At 26.6% G+C, this 15,927-nt stretch carries 15 protein-coding genes and 1 riboswitch; of the genes, 10 read left to right on the forward strand and 5 right to left on the reverse strand.

Features of this window, described 5'->3' with window-relative positions; genetic code table 11:
• Positions 1 to 83: 83 nt before the first annotated feature.
• Together NG904_RS12620 and NG904_RS12625 are read right to left on the reverse strand one after the other, a co-directional pair.
• Positions 84 to 824: a TIGR03915 family putative DNA repair protein gene (locus NG904_RS12620; RefSeq protein WP_252231833.1), complete on the reverse strand. Its 741-nt coding sequence runs from the start codon at positions 822 to 824 to the stop codon at positions 84 to 86.
• 2 nt (positions 825 to 826) lie between these two features.
• Positions 827 to 2,140 carry a putative DNA modification/repair radical SAM protein gene (locus NG904_RS12625; protein WP_252231834.1) on the reverse strand — a complete coding sequence of 438 codons (1,314 nt, stop codon included), beginning with the start codon at positions 2,138 to 2,140 and terminating at the stop codon, positions 827 to 829.
• Between the two features lie 327 nt (positions 2,141 to 2,467).
• On the opposite strand from NG904_RS12625, the gene NG904_RS12630 reads away from it, so the two are divergent.
• The 6 genes from NG904_RS12630 to NG904_RS12655 all read left to right on the forward strand — a co-directional run bounded on the left by NG904_RS12630 (position 2,468) and on the right by NG904_RS12655 (position 8,438).
• The gene (locus tag NG904_RS12630) at positions 2,468 to 3,097 is read left to right on the forward strand and encodes an HAD family hydrolase (protein WP_252231835.1); all 630 of its coding nucleotides are present in this window, start codon (positions 2,468 to 2,470) and stop codon (positions 3,095 to 3,097) included.
• A gap of 566 nt (positions 3,098 to 3,663) precedes the next feature.
• Positions 3,664 to 4,998: a CoA-disulfide reductase gene (locus NG904_RS12635; protein WP_252231836.1), complete on the forward strand. Its 1,335-nt coding sequence runs from the start codon at positions 3,664 to 3,666 to the stop codon at positions 4,996 to 4,998.
• A gap of 333 nt (positions 4,999 to 5,331) precedes the next feature.
• Positions 5,332 to 5,541, forward strand: coding sequence for a FeoA family protein (locus tag NG904_RS12640; RefSeq protein ID WP_252211986.1), 210 nt, complete (start codon positions 5,332 to 5,334; stop codon positions 5,539 to 5,541).
• 13 nt (positions 5,542 to 5,554) lie between these two features.
• Positions 5,555 to 5,776 carry a FeoA family protein gene (locus NG904_RS12645; protein ID WP_252211988.1) on the forward strand — a complete coding sequence of 74 codons (222 nt, stop codon included), beginning with the start codon at positions 5,555 to 5,557 and terminating at the stop codon, positions 5,774 to 5,776.
• Positions 5,777 to 6,043: 267 nt separating this feature from the next.
• Entirely contained in the window at positions 6,044 to 8,194 is a 2,151-nt protein-coding gene (gene feoB, locus NG904_RS12650; RefSeq protein WP_252211990.1) for a ferrous iron transport protein B, read from the forward strand.
• A 70-nt stretch (positions 8,195 to 8,264) separates the two neighbouring features.
• Positions 8,265 to 8,438 (forward strand): FeoB-associated Cys-rich membrane protein, encoded by a 174-nt coding sequence (locus NG904_RS12655; RefSeq protein ID WP_252231837.1) that lies wholly within the window; start codon positions 8,265 to 8,267, stop codon positions 8,436 to 8,438.
• A 128-nt stretch (positions 8,439 to 8,566) separates the two neighbouring features.
• Here NG904_RS12655 and NG904_RS12660 read toward each other — a convergent pair whose 3' ends face one another.
• The 3 genes from NG904_RS12660 to NG904_RS12670 all read right to left on the reverse strand — a co-directional run bounded on the left by NG904_RS12660 (position 8,567) and on the right by NG904_RS12670 (position 10,310).
• Complete coding sequence (locus tag NG904_RS12660) at positions 8,567 to 9,223, reverse strand: hypothetical protein (protein WP_252212096.1); 657 nt, start codon at positions 9,221 to 9,223, stop codon at positions 8,567 to 8,569.
• 144 nt (positions 9,224 to 9,367) lie between these two features.
• Complete coding sequence (locus NG904_RS12665; protein WP_252231838.1) at positions 9,368 to 9,685, reverse strand: DUF1540 domain-containing protein; 318 nt, start codon at positions 9,683 to 9,685, stop codon at positions 9,368 to 9,370.
• An 82-nt stretch (positions 9,686 to 9,767) separates the two neighbouring features.
• Positions 9,768 to 10,310, reverse strand: coding sequence for an NADH peroxidase (locus NG904_RS12670; protein WP_252225544.1), 543 nt, complete (start codon positions 10,308 to 10,310; stop codon positions 9,768 to 9,770).
• Between the two features lie 324 nt (positions 10,311 to 10,634).
• On the opposite strand from NG904_RS12670, the gene nadA reads away from it, so the two are divergent.
• The 4 genes from nadA (at position 10,635) to NG904_RS12690 (ending at position 15,318) form a co-directional block, all read left to right on the forward strand.
• Positions 10,635 to 11,540, forward strand: a complete 906-nt coding sequence (gene nadA / locus NG904_RS12675; protein ID WP_434062230.1) for a quinolinate synthase NadA — start codon at positions 10,635 to 10,637, stop codon at positions 11,538 to 11,540.
• A 5-nt stretch (positions 11,541 to 11,545) separates the two neighbouring features.
• A complete protein-coding gene (locus tag NG904_RS12680) occupies positions 11,546 to 12,859 on the forward strand; it encodes an L-aspartate oxidase (protein WP_252231839.1) in 1,314 nt (437 codons plus the stop codon).
• On the forward strand, positions 12,837 to 13,676 hold the full coding sequence (nadC, locus tag NG904_RS12685) for a carboxylating nicotinate-nucleotide diphosphorylase (protein WP_252231840.1): 840 nt from the start codon (positions 12,837 to 12,839) through the stop codon (positions 13,674 to 13,676). The genes NG904_RS12680 and nadC overlap by 23 nt, the downstream gene beginning before the upstream one ends.
• A gap of 760 nt (positions 13,677 to 14,436) precedes the next feature.
• Entirely contained in the window at positions 14,437 to 15,318 is an 882-nt protein-coding gene (locus tag NG904_RS12690; protein ID WP_252231841.1) for a DMT family transporter, read from the forward strand.
• Between the two features lie 74 nt (positions 15,319 to 15,392).
• Positions 15,393 to 15,438, forward strand: a riboswitch (PreQ1 riboswitch).
• The last annotated feature ends 489 nt before the right edge of the window (positions 15,439 to 15,927 follow it).

Genomic DNA, 15,927 nt, shown 5'->3' on the forward strand with positions numbered 1-15,927 from the left:
CTAGAGAAGTGAGAGTATAGATAATTCTGTGTAAATACAAAATTATCTAATGTCTAGAGAGGTTAATGATTAGAATATAAATTTTAGTCATTAACCTCTATTATGTGCTTCCAATATCTTTTTGGCATCATTCTACTTTGTAATTTTAGATTTTTTCTTTCAACTATAGCTGTAGATTTGAAATATGTGCTCCAAAGTGTACCGTAGTTATCAGAATGTGTTTTCAATTTTTCATAATCTCTTAAATCAAGAGGAATTATTTCATAATTTATTTTATTATAAATTATTGCTTTTTCCCTATTCAAATCATGAATTATAAAGTATTCATTTTTAAATCTTTTCTTAAAATGGTCAGCTATAAGTTCTAATATATCATTATCAGGTTCAATAGAAGAATAGAAAAATTTATTATTTATAAGGTTGAATCTAATAAATCCTTTAAATCTATGACTTTCATAAGTTACTTTTTTATTAATGGTATCTATAAGCCTAACTTCATCAATGTTTAAAAAAGAATGAACGTCCTTGTTTAATTTAAAAGCAATTTTTAAATATTTAAGTAAGAGCATTTCTTTATTTTCGTAATTGCTTAAATATACAATATAGATTTTTTTTAGAGCTAATTTGTCTATTTTATAAATTATGGTATTTTGAACTTTCTCAGCAATATGAGAATTAGTATTTATATTAATAATTTCGCTTCCAAGCAAGGGTATATTATTTTTTTTACTACATATAAATAAATTTGTCTGATCATAATTAAAACTTTTATATAAAGCATTTAAAAGCCCAAAGAAAGTATCATCATATATTAGTATTTTCATAATTAAAAATCTCCATTTATAGAAGTTATTTTATCACTTAAGGTCTTAGTGTTCATTTCAAAAGAATCAAAAAATGATATTTGATTAATATTTATTTTGGAAGATGGTTTATAGGAATCTTCTAATAATTTATTTTTTATTATTAAATCATCAAAAGAAATATTTCCATAATATTTACCGTCACAAGTTATAAAATATTTAGATCTTTTTAAAATAACTCTTAATTTCTTCAAGTCTTCAAAAGTTAATCTATGAACTCTTCTGATCTTTAATGTTTTTTTAGCAGAAGTAACACCAATACCAGGAATTCTTAATAATTTTTCATATGATGCAGTATTTATTTCTACAGGAAAATCATTTAAATTAGATAAAGCCCAAGAAGTTTTAGGATCAAAATTTAAATCAAAATTATCTGTACTATTTTTTAATAATTCATTTGCCCTAAATCCATAAAACCTAATTAACCAATCAGCTTGATAAAGTCTATGCTCTCTAAGAACAGGAGGATGACTTATCACAGGTAGAAGGGGATTATCTTTTACAACAGGAACATATGCAGAATAATAAACTCTTTTCAAATTATAGTTATCATATAATGCTTGCGATAAATTTAATATTTTAGCATCGCTTTCAGGGGTAGCACCAACAATTAATTGAGTGCTTTGCCCACCAGGAACAAATAAAGGTGTACTTTTTATGTTTTTTTTCATTTCTTTATAATTAATTATAGAATTTTTTATAGTATTCATAGGTTTTAATATACTATCTTTATTTTTTTGAGGAGCTAATAATTTTAAACTATCATTTGAAGGTAATTCTATATTTACACTCATTCTATCAGCATATTTTCCAGCTTCATTTATTAATTTTTGATCAGCGCCAGGAATCGCTTTCAAATGAATATATCCATTAAACTTCTCTTCTAGTCTTAATTTTTTCACAGTTTTAAGTAAAAGTTCCATAGTATAATTAGGATTTTTTATAATAGCAGAACTTAAGAATAACCCCTCTATATAATTACGTTTGTAAAAATTAATAGTAAGGTTACATACTTCTTCAGGAGTAAAACTAACTCTTAAAAAATCTTTAGATGAACCATTTATGCAATATTTACAATCAAAAACACAATCATTTGAAAATAATATTTTAAGCAATGAGATACAACGTCCATCTGAAGTAAAACTGTGACATATTCCACTACTAGAAGCATCTCCAAGTCCATTGTTTTTATTTTTTCTTTTAGAACCTGATGATGAGCAAGAGACATCATATTTTGCTGCTCCAGAAAGAATTTTTAGCTTTTCCATTAATTCCATTTGTGTACACATCCTTATATATTAATCTAAACATATATTCTTAATAATATTATACACAAACATATGTTCCCATACAAGGGCTTTGAATTAGTGTATTTTAGGAAAAAATGTGTGTTTTGTACTATTATATAAACAAATATATAAATTTATTTTTAGAATAAAATCTTAAATAAATTCATACCATAAAAGAAACCCAATTTAAATTATGTATATTGAAAAATCCATGTATTTAAAATATAAAAATTATATTTTAAAATTAAGAAGGAAAGAAATATTTAATTAGAGAAAATAAATAATATTAAGAATTTTATAGATAGGAGAATTTATATGGATAGTCTTATATTTGATTTAGACGGAACTTTATGGGATGCTACAGAAGCATTTTATATATGCTGGAATGAAGTTTTTTCAAAATACGATGAAACTAAGAAAGGAATGTCTCTTGAAGAAATTCAAAGTGTGATGGGAATGACAATGGATGATATATTAGAAAAGTTTTTCCCACAGTTAAGTGAAAAATCGAGAAAAGATGTAATAGACGAATGTACTAAAATTGAATTAAAGTATTTGTTGAAATATGGTGGTAAATTATATCCAGAGTTGCAAGATACAATAAAAGAATTATATAAAAAATATAAATTATTTATAGTTAGCAATTGTGTGGATGGCTACATACAATGTTTTTTAGAGGCACATAATTTAAAAAAATATTTTCTGGATTTTGAAGATCCAAGTAGAACAGGATTAGAAAAAGCTGAAAATATAAAAATAGTAATACAAAGAAATAAATTAAATAATCCAGCATATGTAGGGGATACTAAATGGGATGCAATAGCAAGTGAGAAAGCAGGAGTGCCATTTATATATGCCAGCTATGGATTTGGTGATTTAGATAAATATGATTATAAGATAGATAATTTAAAAGAGTTATTAAATATTAATAATATAAAATGTTAGTAAGATATTACAAGGACTATATTTTAGGTTGCAGTGATATATTTAATAGATAAAGTGCATCATAATTGGATTATATTCATTTTTAGTATTCCTAAGTTTAATAATTTAGTCTAATTCACTTATATATATCAATAATTTTTTTAACATTGCAAAAAAAGATATAAAATTAATCGATTTCATTAATTTTATATCTTTCTTAAATTGAAAATATTTATAGTAAAGCTTATCTACGTTTTCTTTTAGCAGAGAATTTCTTATATAGTTTATAGATTAGTGCAACGGCAACTGAATATACCAATATAATACCGACTGTAAGTAACATTGATTTCATACGATCCATAATTAACACCTCTTTTTGAAATATTTACTATATAAATTATTTTAACATAATAATTAAATGAAAAGAAGATAAAATATAAACACTACTTTAAAGTATGTGTAGTATTTAAGGTAAATAAGAGTAATCTGATAAGAATATTGACCAATTAAAAGAAAGATATTATTATGTAATAAAGAGTTAAGGTAAATAGAAAATATAATGTTTGATATAGAGTAGGAGGAAAAAAATGAGAGTAGTAATTGTTGGTGGAATAGCAGCAGGTACAAGCGCAGCTGCAAAATTAAGAAGAGTAAATCCTGAAGCTGAAATAGTAATCTATGAGAAATCAGATATAGTATCATTTGGTGCTTGTGGATTACCTTACTTCGTAGGAAATTTTTTTGAAGACTCACAAAATATGATTGCAAGAACTCCTGAAGAATTTATAAAAAGTGGAGTAGATGTTAAAACTAATCATGAAGTTGTTAATATAGATTTTAAAAATAAATTGGTTACAGTAAAGAATCTGAAGGCGGGTTCTCAATTTAATGATAAATATGACAAATTAATGATAGCTACAGGTGCAAGGAGTATAATACCTCAAATTAAAAATGTTAATTTAAAAAATGTGTACACATTAAAAAGTATGGATGATGGAAAGATTTTAAAAAGACTTTTAATGGAGAAAAATAATAAGAGTATAGCAATAGTAGGTGCAGGATTTATTGGACTAGAAGCAGTAGAAGCAGCTAAAAGCAATGGGAAAGAAGTTTCAGTATTTCAATTGGAGGATCGAATATTAAAGGATGTTTTTGATAAAGAAATTACTGAAGTATTAGAACAAGAATTAAGAGATAAAGGTGTAAATTTATATTTACAAGAAATTGTTACTGAATTTATAGGCAACGATAAAGTCAGCAAGATACGTACTAATAAAAGAGAAATAAATGCGGATATAGTAATTATAGCTACTGGAGTTAAACCTAATACAGAATTTATTAAAGATGGTGGAATAGAGATGTTATCTAATGGCGCAATTATTGTAGATGAATATGGTAAAACATCAATTGAAGATGTTTATTCAGCTGGAGATTGTGCAACAATAAATCAAATAGTTACAAATGAAAAAAGTTATGTACCTCTTGCTACAGGTGCCAATAAACTTGGACGTATTGTTGGCGAAAATCTAGGGGGAACTAATTTACCATTTCAAGGTTCATTATCATCTAGTTGCATAAAAGTTTTAGATATTGAAGCTGGAAGAACTGGTATTACAGAAGAAAAGGCTAAACAAATGGCATTAGATTATAAGACTAAATTTATAACAGATATGAATCAAACTAACTATTATCCAGGTCAAAATAAGATCTATGTTAAGTTGATTTATGAAGCTAAAAGTAAAAGAATATTAGGAGGACAGGTTGCAGGATATAAAGATGCTGTACAGAGAGTTAATGTTATTGCTGCATGCATATTTGGAAAATTAACAACTAAAGAACTTGGAATGCTAGATTTATGTTATTCACCACCATTTTCAAGAACTTGGGATGTATTAAATGTAGCAGGAAATATATGCAAGTAAAATAAGGTGATAAGTTTAAAGTTTAGGGATATTAACTAATGACTCTAGTTAATATCCTTTTTATGTAGAGAAAATTATATAAAAGATTAAAATTAGAAAATAATAAAGATATTATATATTAACAAAGAAAAACATAATAAATCATCATCAGAAAACGTTTTATTTTAAATAAAAATTAAAAATAGGACAAAATTAATGAAAATCATTTTCAAGTTTGGATAAAAGTGTTATAATATCATCATGATAATAATTATCAACAGAAAAGATTATTCATTTTCATAAAAGGTGTACTATATATATTTGTATAAGTACATAATATGAGGAGGAGAAAATATGCCATTAATATTAGCAAATACAGGACAAAGTATGCCAATTAAAAAAATTAGAGGTAATGATGAGACTAAAAAGTTCCTATCAAGTTTAGGATTTATTGCAGGAGAAACTGTAAGCATTATTTCTGAAATTGCAGGAAGTTTAATAATAAAAGTAAAGGGAAGTAGAATAGCATTAGATAAAGCTATGGCTAGTAGAATAATAGTTTAAGGAGGAATTATTAATGAATACATTAAAAGATATTAAATGTGGACAAACAGTTAATGTTCTTAAGATACAAGGAGTAGGTCCTATTAAAAGGCGTATTATGGATATGGGAATAACTAAGGGCTGCGAGATATTTGTACGTAAAGTAGCACCACTTGGAGATCCAATTGAAATAAAAGTTAGAAATTATGAATTATCACTTCGTAAAGCTGATGCAGAAATGATAATTGTTGGGTAAGTATTAAATTAATGTATTTTTTTATTCTTTAGAAAATTGTATTCTTGGAAAGATTGTGGATAACTGAAAGATAAATTTAGCTAAAGGTTAACAAATGAACCATGAAGAATAAAAAAGATAATTGTAGTCACCTGCCATATTTTTCTCACATACGTTCAAAAAGGCAGATGCGTAAAAAATCGATACAGATCTAAAGTCGCTTTAGCGATTTTGTTTTATAATCATTTAATGATAATGATAATCTATATAAATTAAGGGGGAAGACAAATGTCAATAAAGATAGGTCTTGCAGGTAATCCCAATTGTGGAAAGACAACTATGTTTAATGACCTTACAGGATCAACACAATATGTAGGTAACTGGCCAGGGGTAACAGTAGAAAAAAAGGGTGGTAAATTAAAATGGAATAAGGATGTTGAAATTGTAGATTTACCAGGTATATATTCACTTTCACCGTATACGCTTGAAGAAGTTGTGACACGTGATTTTATGATGAATGATAAACCAGATGTAATAATTAATATAATTGATGCATCTAATATTGAAAGAAACTTATATTTAACTACTCAAATTTTAGAACTTGGAATTCCAACAGTTTTAGCACTTAATATGATGGACATTGTTGAAAAAAATGGTGACAAGCTAAAGATAGAAAAGCTTTCAGAACTATTAGGCTGTCCAATTGTTGAAACTTCAGCTATAAAAGGAAAAGGTATTAAAGAAGTTGTTGAAAAAGCAATTGAACTTTCAAAAAAAGAAAATGCTAATAACTTTAAGCTAGAGCTATCACAAGAAGTAGAAAGTTCTATAAAAGATATTGAACAAGCTTTAGATAACAGCAGTTTTAAGAATGAAATAGATACTAGATGGTTGTCTATTAAACTTTTTGAGCGTGATAAAAATATTTTAAGTAATAATAAATTTTCGAAAAATGTGTTAGATAAAGTAGAAGAAATAATAAATAAATGTGAAAATGAACTTGATGATGATAGTGAAAGTATAATTACGGGAGAACGTTATGATTTTATTGGAAAAGTAGTTTCTAAAGCAGTAAGAAAGAATAATAAAAATGATGAAACTACATCAGACAAAATTGATAAGATTGTAACAAACCGTTTTTTAGCGCTTCCTATTTTTGCATTAATTATGTGGGGAGTATATTACATAGCTGTAAGTTCACTTGGAACTATAGCTACAGATTGGACAAATGATACATTATTTGGAGAAATTATAAGTGGAAATGTTTCAACTTGGCTTGAAGGGTTAGGAGTAGCAGAATGGTTACAAGGATTAGTAGTTGATGGTTTGATTGGTGGAGTAGGAGCAGTATTAGGATTCGTACCTCAAATTATGATATTATTCTTCCTATTATCAATACTTGAGGATTGTGGGTATATGTCACGTGTTGCGTTTATAATGGATAGAATATTCCGTAAGTTTGGACTTTCAGGAAAATCATTTATACCTATGCTTATCAGTTCAGGTTGTGGAGTTCCAGGAATTATGGCAACTCGTACTATGGAAAATGATAGAGATAGAAAAATGACAATTATGTTAACTACATTTATTCCATGTGGTGCTAAGGTTCCTATAATAGCATTGCTTGCAGGAGCAATATTTGGTGGAGCATCATGGGTAGCACCATCAGTATATTTTTTAGGAATTATAATGATAATTATTTGTGGAATTCTTTTAAAGAAGACTAAACTATTTCAAGGAGAGCCAGCTCCATTTGTTATGGAACTTCCACAATATCATATACCAAGTTTAAAAGGCGTTCTTATGCATATGTGGGATAGAGGAAAGGCATTTATTATAAAAGCTGGTACAATTATATTTGTTGCTTGTGGAGCAATTTGGTTTATGCAATCATTTAATTGGTCATTAGAAATGGTAGATGCTGGTGATAGTATACTAGCAAGTATAGGAAATGTTTTTGCACCAATTTTTGCACCATTAGGTTTTGGTAATTGGCAGTCTGCGGTTGCAACAATCACTGGACTTGTAGCAAAAGAAAATGTTGTAGCAACATTTGGTATACTGTTTGGTATTGCAGAAGCAACAGAAGAAGATCCAACACTTCTTATGAATGTAGCAGGAATGTTTACAGCAGTAAGTGCATTTTCATTCATAGCATTTAATATGCTTTGTGCTCCTTGCTTTGCAGCAATAGGTGCAATTAAAAGAGAAATGGGTTCATGGAAATGGACTTGGATTACATTAGGATTCCAAACAGGTACAGCATATCTTGTTGCATTATTAATAAATCAAGTTGGTAATGCTTTATTCTATGGTGGAAATATAATAGGCGCACTTATATCTATTGCTATAGTAGTAGCAATAATAGCTGGAATTCTATTATCAAATAAAAAATCAGTAAATATAAATAGTAATGTTAAATTAAGTTATATAAAATAGTATGTTAAATATTAGTAGGTAATTATTTAAAATTATCTACTAATAAATTTTATAAGGGGTGGTGATACTTATGTTAGCTACAATAATAATAGCTAGTATTATATTTTTCATGATGGGATTAGTAGTGTTCAAAAGAGTAAAGAAAGCTAAAAATGGAGAAGGCAGTTGTGGTTGTGGGTGTTCTGGGTGTTCATCAGCAGCAATTTGTCATGGAAAAGATAATCAAGGAATAACTTTAAAATAATATTAATATAAAAAATAAGCTATAAGTATAAAAAAGTATACTTATAGCTTATTTTAAATTTAGCCTATGTTTTAAGTGTAATAACACTTTAGTAAAACATAGGCTAAATTTTTATGAGAATAATAGAATTAAATGCTTGTTGTTTCTAAATTGCTTCTTCTATTATCTAATGGATTAAGATTAATATGATGAACTGTTTGGTTTTCATCAGGATTCATAAGTACCCTATCTAAATGTATTCTACCATTAGGTGTATTTGCAATAACACATAAATTATCATAATTTTTGTGAAGCACCCAAGTATATGTATCAGTTACTACTTTTCTTAAATCTTCTTTAGATATTAATGCTTTATTTTGTACCTTACCATATTTATCTCTTAAAAGTATAGCTATAGTATCATCATTAACCACTTCATAATCATTTCTTATGTTACGTTCAACTATTTCTAAATTAGATCTTCTATTATCTAAAGTATCTCCATTAATATGTCTAATAGGAGTCTTTGGATTAGTATCTAAAATTATAGATTGTAAACTTTGCTTTAGCGGTTTAGACTTTTTATTCATTTTAGTTAAGCTTATATTTTGTACTATATAGCTATTAAGATCTTTGTTCCATTCAGCGAACCAATTACCTAGTTCTTTAACTTTATTAAGATCTTCAACATCTATTTTAGTTGTAAGTTCTTCACCATTTTTCTTTAAAATTGTAATAAAAGCAATTTTGTTATTAATTTCATAGTTATTTTCTACATTTTTATAATTTGTTTTTATAATGAACACCTCTTTCAATCTTACATGACAATAACAAGTATAACAGAGTAAGGTGCAAATACAAGATGTGTATTAAAGAAATTAAATAAAAATAAAAACTTTTAAATTCAACATATAAATGAATTCAAAAGTTTTTAATTTGATTAGAATAGTTTATTTAGCTTCAAAACTTTGGCAATTAGTTTCTATATACATGTTTGGATTTGCTCCACTAACATTTATTGATGAAAGATCACAAAGGTTATTGCAATTGTGAGTACAAGTTTTAACAGTACAAACTAGACAATCACATTCACCAGAACTATTTGAATTATTAGTTAAATCACTATAATTTTTTTTATCTAAAAAAGATCCGCAGCAAGTATCACAATCTTTTTGTGCAGAATCTCCACCTATATCAACACGATTAGCGTAACAAACACCAGAATAGTTATGAGAACAATTATTTACGTCACAATTAATTTTTTGCATTAAAGACACTCCTCTTAAAATAAAATTTTATATTTGTGTTATGTTTTAGTATTATATTTAAAATAATTCTAGATAGATATTTCTACTTAAAATATCTATCTAGTAGTCCTTTGAATGCTCTACCATGTCTAGCTTCATCTTTACACATTTCATGAACTGTATCATGTATAGCATCTAAATTCTCCTTTTTTGCTAATGTAGCTAATTTCTTTTTACCATCACAAGCACCAAATTCAGCTTCAACTCTAGCTTTTAAATTAGCTTTTGTATCAGGAACTACTACTTCACCTAAAATTTCAGCGAATTTAGCAGCATGTTCTGCTTCTTCAAATGCAATTCTTTTATATGCTTCTGCAACTTCAGGATAACCTTCTCTATCAGCTTGACGAGACATAGCTAAATACATTCCAACTTCAGTACATTCTCCTGTAAAGTTAGCTCTTAAGTCTTCTATAAGTTCACTAGGGATGCCGCTTGCTATTCCTATTTTATGCTCATCAGCCCAAGCCATATCATCCTTCATTTCAATAAATTTATCTGCACCTACTTTACAAACAGGGCAAATTTCAGGTGGGGTATCTCCTTCATGAATATAACCACATACTGTACAAACAAACTTTTTCATTATATGTTCCTCCTAAAATTTATTCATTCTAAAATAAGGAAAATTTATATTGAATTTTATATTATAATTTAGTATAAATTTTAATCTAAATTAGAATTTAAATTTGTAAATTCAACGTAATCTATTTAAAGTACGTTTTAACCTATTATTAGCACACAATAAAAGTATTCCCTCAAAAAAACAAAAATATTTATTATTATATTAATTCTGTTTATTATAATTTGGATTATTTATATATTGAAGATAAAAAATGGTGGTGATATAATCATTACATAAGTGTATATACAGATGTAAAATAAAATTGAAAGTGGTGTAACTATGTCTATAGATTTAATAGATAAAATATTAAAGTTAAAAAATGAAAAAAATGCAATAATATTAGCTCATTATTATCAGCCAGATATAATACAAGAATTAGCAGACTATGTTGGAGATTCGTATTATTTAAGTAAGATAGCTAGAAGTTGTAAAGAAGAGGTAATAGTGTTTTGTGGAGTTAAATTTATGGGGGAAAGTGCAAAGATATTATCTCCTAACAAAAAAGTATTAATGCCATGTATTGATGCAGGTTGTTTAATGGCAGATATGGCAAAAGAAAAAGAATTATTAACTTTAAAAGAAAAATATCCTAATGCTTATGTAGTATGTTATATAAATTCTACATATAAAGTTAAAGCATGTAGTGATGTTTCAGTTACTTCTTCAAGTGCATTAAAAATAATAAAGAATGTGCCTAATAAACAAATAATATTTTTACCAGATAAAAATTTAGGTCAATATATATCAGAATTTTTTAAAGAGAAGGATTTTATACTATGGGATGGATTCTGTCCATGTCACAATAAAATTTTAAAAGAAGATATATTAATGTTAAAGGAACAATATACGGAAGCAAAAATATTAGTTCATCCAGAATGTACAAAGGAAATAAGAGGTTTAGGAGATTATATCGGAAGTACAAGTGAAATAATAAATTACGCAACGGAGGATAAAGGCAGTGAATTTATTATTTGTACCGAAGAAGGGATTTTGTATGAATTAAAAAATAAAAATCCTAATAAAAAGTTTTATATTCCAGGAAAAAGTATATGCTGTGGGAATATGAAGAAGACAAGCTTAGAAAATTTATATTATACTTTGCTAAATATGAAAAATGAAATAACACTAGATGAAGATATTAGAAAGAGAGCATTAGTTTCATTAGAAAATATGCATAAGTTAGGAGAGTAATAAATATGGTTAGAAATAAATTTGTAGATGTTTTAGTAATAGGTTCAGGCGTATCAGGACTATACTGTGCATTAAATTTAAACGAAAACTTAAATGTTTTAGTAGTATGCAAATCTAGTGTTACATGTACGAACACTTATTTGGCACAAGGAGGTATATCTACATCAATAAGTAAAGAGGATATACCTATTTTTATAGAAGACACTTTAAAAGCTGGACAATACAAAAATGATTTAAAAGCAGTAGAGGTTTTAGCTAATGAATCAATGAGTAATATAAAAAATTTAATATCTCTTGGTGTAAATTTTGATAAGAACGATGATGGAACTTTAAATTATACTAAAGAAGGAGCACATTCAGTAAATAGAATTGTTCACACAAAAGATAACACTGGTGAAAGTGTAGCAAAAGTACTTATTGAACAAGCAAAAGAAAAAGAAAATATAATGATTTATGAAAATACTTATTTTGTTGACATTATAGAAAATGAAAATAAATGTATTGGTGGAATATTATTAAAAGATAATGATCAAATAAATGTTTATGCTAAAAATGTAGTATTAGCCACTGGAGGAATAGGTGGATTATTTAGTGATTCAACAAACCAAAGAATATTAAAAGGTGACTCATTAGCTATTGCTAAGAAGCATGATATAAAAGTGAAGGATATTAATTATATTCAAATTCACCCAACAGTATTTTATGACGAAGGTAATTTTGAGAGAAGATTTCTTATATCAGAGTCTTTAAGGGGAGAAGGAGGAAAACTTTTAAATATTAATGGTGAAAGATTTATTAATGAACTTTTGCCAAGAGATGTGGTTTCTAAAGCTGTGTATGAAGAAATGAAAAAAACAGACAGTGAATACGTATATTTAGATATAACATTTTTAGACAAAGATTATATTATGAATAGATTTTCATCAATATATAAAGAATGTCTAAAAAGAGGAACTGATATAACTAAAGACTATATTAAAGTTTCACCAGCACAACATTTTTTTATGGGAGGAGTAGAAGTGGATATTAATGCAGTAACTTCAATGAAAAATTTATATGCTGTTGGAGAGACAAGTTGCACTGGAATTCATGGAGCTAATCGACTTGCAAGCAATTCACTATTAGAGGGACTTGTATTTTCAAAAAGGTGTGCAAATTTGATTAATTCAACAGAAAAATATATCAATTCTAATATTATATCAGTAAAAAATATAAATAAATCAATAGAAGAATTAAGTGAAGAAAAAGAACAGATAGTTAAAGAATTGCTTGTTTTAAATGGGGGAATGGTAACAAATGAATTATTTAGTTGTAGATAAAATAATAAAAGAAGCATTATTAGAGGATATTCCAAATGAAGATATAACAACAAATTCAATAATAAAAGAAAGTAGCATATGCACAGTAGACCTATTATGTAAAGAGGAGGGAATACTTTCAGGATTAGAAGTATTTAAAAGAGTATTTGATATTTTAGGAAATGTTCAGATTGAATTTAATAAAAAAGATGGTGATAAAATATGTCCTGGTGAAAAAATTGCTTTATTGAAAGGTGATACACGTAATGTATTATTAGGCGAAAGAGTAGCATTAAATTTACTACAAAGAATGAGTGGTATAGCAACTCTTACAAATAAATTTGTTAACAAAATAGAGCATACAAGGGCTAAGTTATTAGATACTAGAAAGACAACTCCTAATTTAAGAATTTTAGAAAAGTATTCAGTAAAAATTGGTGGGGGAGATAACCATAGGTTTAATTTATCTGATGGAATTATGCTTAAAGATAATCATATAAGTGCAGCTGGTGGAATAAAAAAGGCAGTTGAGATGTGTAAAAAGAATTCATCATTTGTTAGAAAAATAGAAGTGGAGGCAGAAACATTAGATATGGTTAATGAAGCATTAGAAACTAAAGTGGATATAATAATGCTTGATAATATGAATTTGAAAACAGCAAAGGAAGCAGTAAGAATAATTAATAATAGGGTTTTAATAGAATTTTCAGGTAATGTAAATATAGATAACATAAAAGAAATAGCAGAAATAGGAGTTGACTATATATCAGTGGGGGCGTTAACTCATTCAGCTAAAATATTAGACTTAAGTATGAAAAATTTAAGTATTCTAGATTAAAATAAAATTGATATTATAAATGTAAGCTTAATTACTATAAATTAAATCTTACATTATAATATCAATTTTTGATTTAAGACCTATCAACTTAGCAGAAAATTTATATATTCATAAATTAAACAAGATTCTGTTTTAGTAAATTATATAAGCAAGTTAAAGACATAGAATTTTAATAGAAATTTTATATTATAAACAATTAAAAAATAAATTTTAATTTTTTCTAATAAAGTATTGACAATAGTACAAAATAGAGATATTATAATATTGTAAATGAGAATCAATCTCAAAGCAAATATAACTCATTCAATGACAAATGAGACAAATTATTGCTATACACAATAAAAATTTTACCAAAGCAAAGATTTTATGAAGTGTACTATGAAAAAATAAATTAGCAAGTATTGAAAGCACACACTCAAAATACTAATTTACTAAATAAATAATTGCGTGACCTTATTATTTAGTTTGGATTTTTTCTGTTCTCCCTAAGAAAAAGTACATTTCATCAAATTATATATTATAATTAATCATACGTATTAAAATAGAAACTGCTGATAAAATTGTTATCAGCAGTTTTTATTTTATCCATATTTTGAATAAATGTTTATATATTATTTAACATTAAATTTTAAAGAACTAAGAGTAATATGTTATTATAGTTAATGGAAAGAATTTTATATGAATAAGTTATTGAAGCAAAGTTTTAAAAAATATATAAATTATATACAGAACTTTATTTAATTAAGAAAGTGAGGAAATCATGAATTTAGATAATTTTAGTAATAGAAGTAAAGGAATAATATTTATAATATTATCAGCATTTGGATTTGCAATGATGTCAGCTTTTGTTAAGCTTTCAGGAGATTTACCATCTTTACAAAAATCATTTTTTAGAAATTTAGTAGCAAGTTTAATTGCTTTAAGTTTAATAATTAAACATAAAGAAAGCTTTTTTGGAAAAAGAGAAAATCAAAAGATTCTTGTATTAAGATCTTTATTTGGAACACTGGGAATTGTATTGAATTTTTATACAATAGATAAATTAGTTTTATCAGATGCTAATATGCTAAATAAATTGAGCCCATTTTTTGTGATTATTTTTTCAGCTTTATTTTTAAAAGAAAAAATAAATACAAAACAAATTATATCTTTAATAATTGCATTTTTAGGAGCATTATTCATTATAAAGCCATCATTCAATCTTGAAGTAATATCGGCTTTAGCAGGAGTTGGTGGTGCTATATTTGCAGCAGCAGCTTATACTTGTGTAAGAGAATTGGGGGGGAAAGAAAAACATTATACGATAGTATTTTATTTTTCAACTTTTTCATCAATAGTATTATTTCCATTTATGATGCTATCCTATAAATCTATGACTATGATGCAATTAATTTATTTGATATTAGCAGGTGTTTTTGCAAGTGTAGGTCAATTTGGAGTAACTTTAGCTTATAAGTATGCACCAGCTAAGGAAATATCAATCTTTGATTATTCTAACATATTATTCTCAGCTATAATAAGTTTAGTTATATTTGGAGCATTACCAGATCACTTAAGTATCATAGGATATGTAATAATATTTGCAGCTTCATTATATATGTTTCTATACAATAAAAAATTAGACAAGGTTCAAAGTAAGTAAATGTTACTTGAAAATAATTATAATATTTGATATACTCAATAAGAAAATTTAATAAAAATCCACTTTGTTAAAAAGTGGGAGAGGTTCGAAGACCATCCCTCTATAAAAAACTAGGCAATTAAATAAGATTTAATAAGTCGCATGGTTAATTGCGACTTTTTTTATTTTTCATGCTTTGAGATGGTTATTCTCAAGGCATTTTTTAATGTATAGGAAATTATAGAATTTTTGAAGATTGAAAGGCTGATGAAATCTAAGGTTATGAATATATGTTTGAATTGACAATGAACAATTGACAATTTAGGATGAAATCACAATGTGATTTCTAAATATATATTTTTTAAGAAAGCTAGTGGCTTTCAACCACAATTGTCCATTGTCAATTGTAAATTGTTCATTGAAGGGTGGCGTAGCCACTTTTATTCTTTAGGAATTTATATTTTTAAAAAATTTGTAGATAACTTTTAAAATAATGTGTTTTAAAGGTATTATGAGTACCCCTAAAGAATAAAAAACAATCATATGCCGCACCATTATTCCTGCACTGCGTTTGGAAAGGGCGCATGGCTAAAAAAATCGACGGCTCCAAAGTCGCCTTAGCGATTTTGT

It is taken from the genome of Clostridium sp. ZBS15, from assembly GCF_023845705.1.
GTDB lineage: Bacteria > Bacillota > Clostridia > Clostridiales > Clostridiaceae > Clostridium > Clostridium aquiflavi.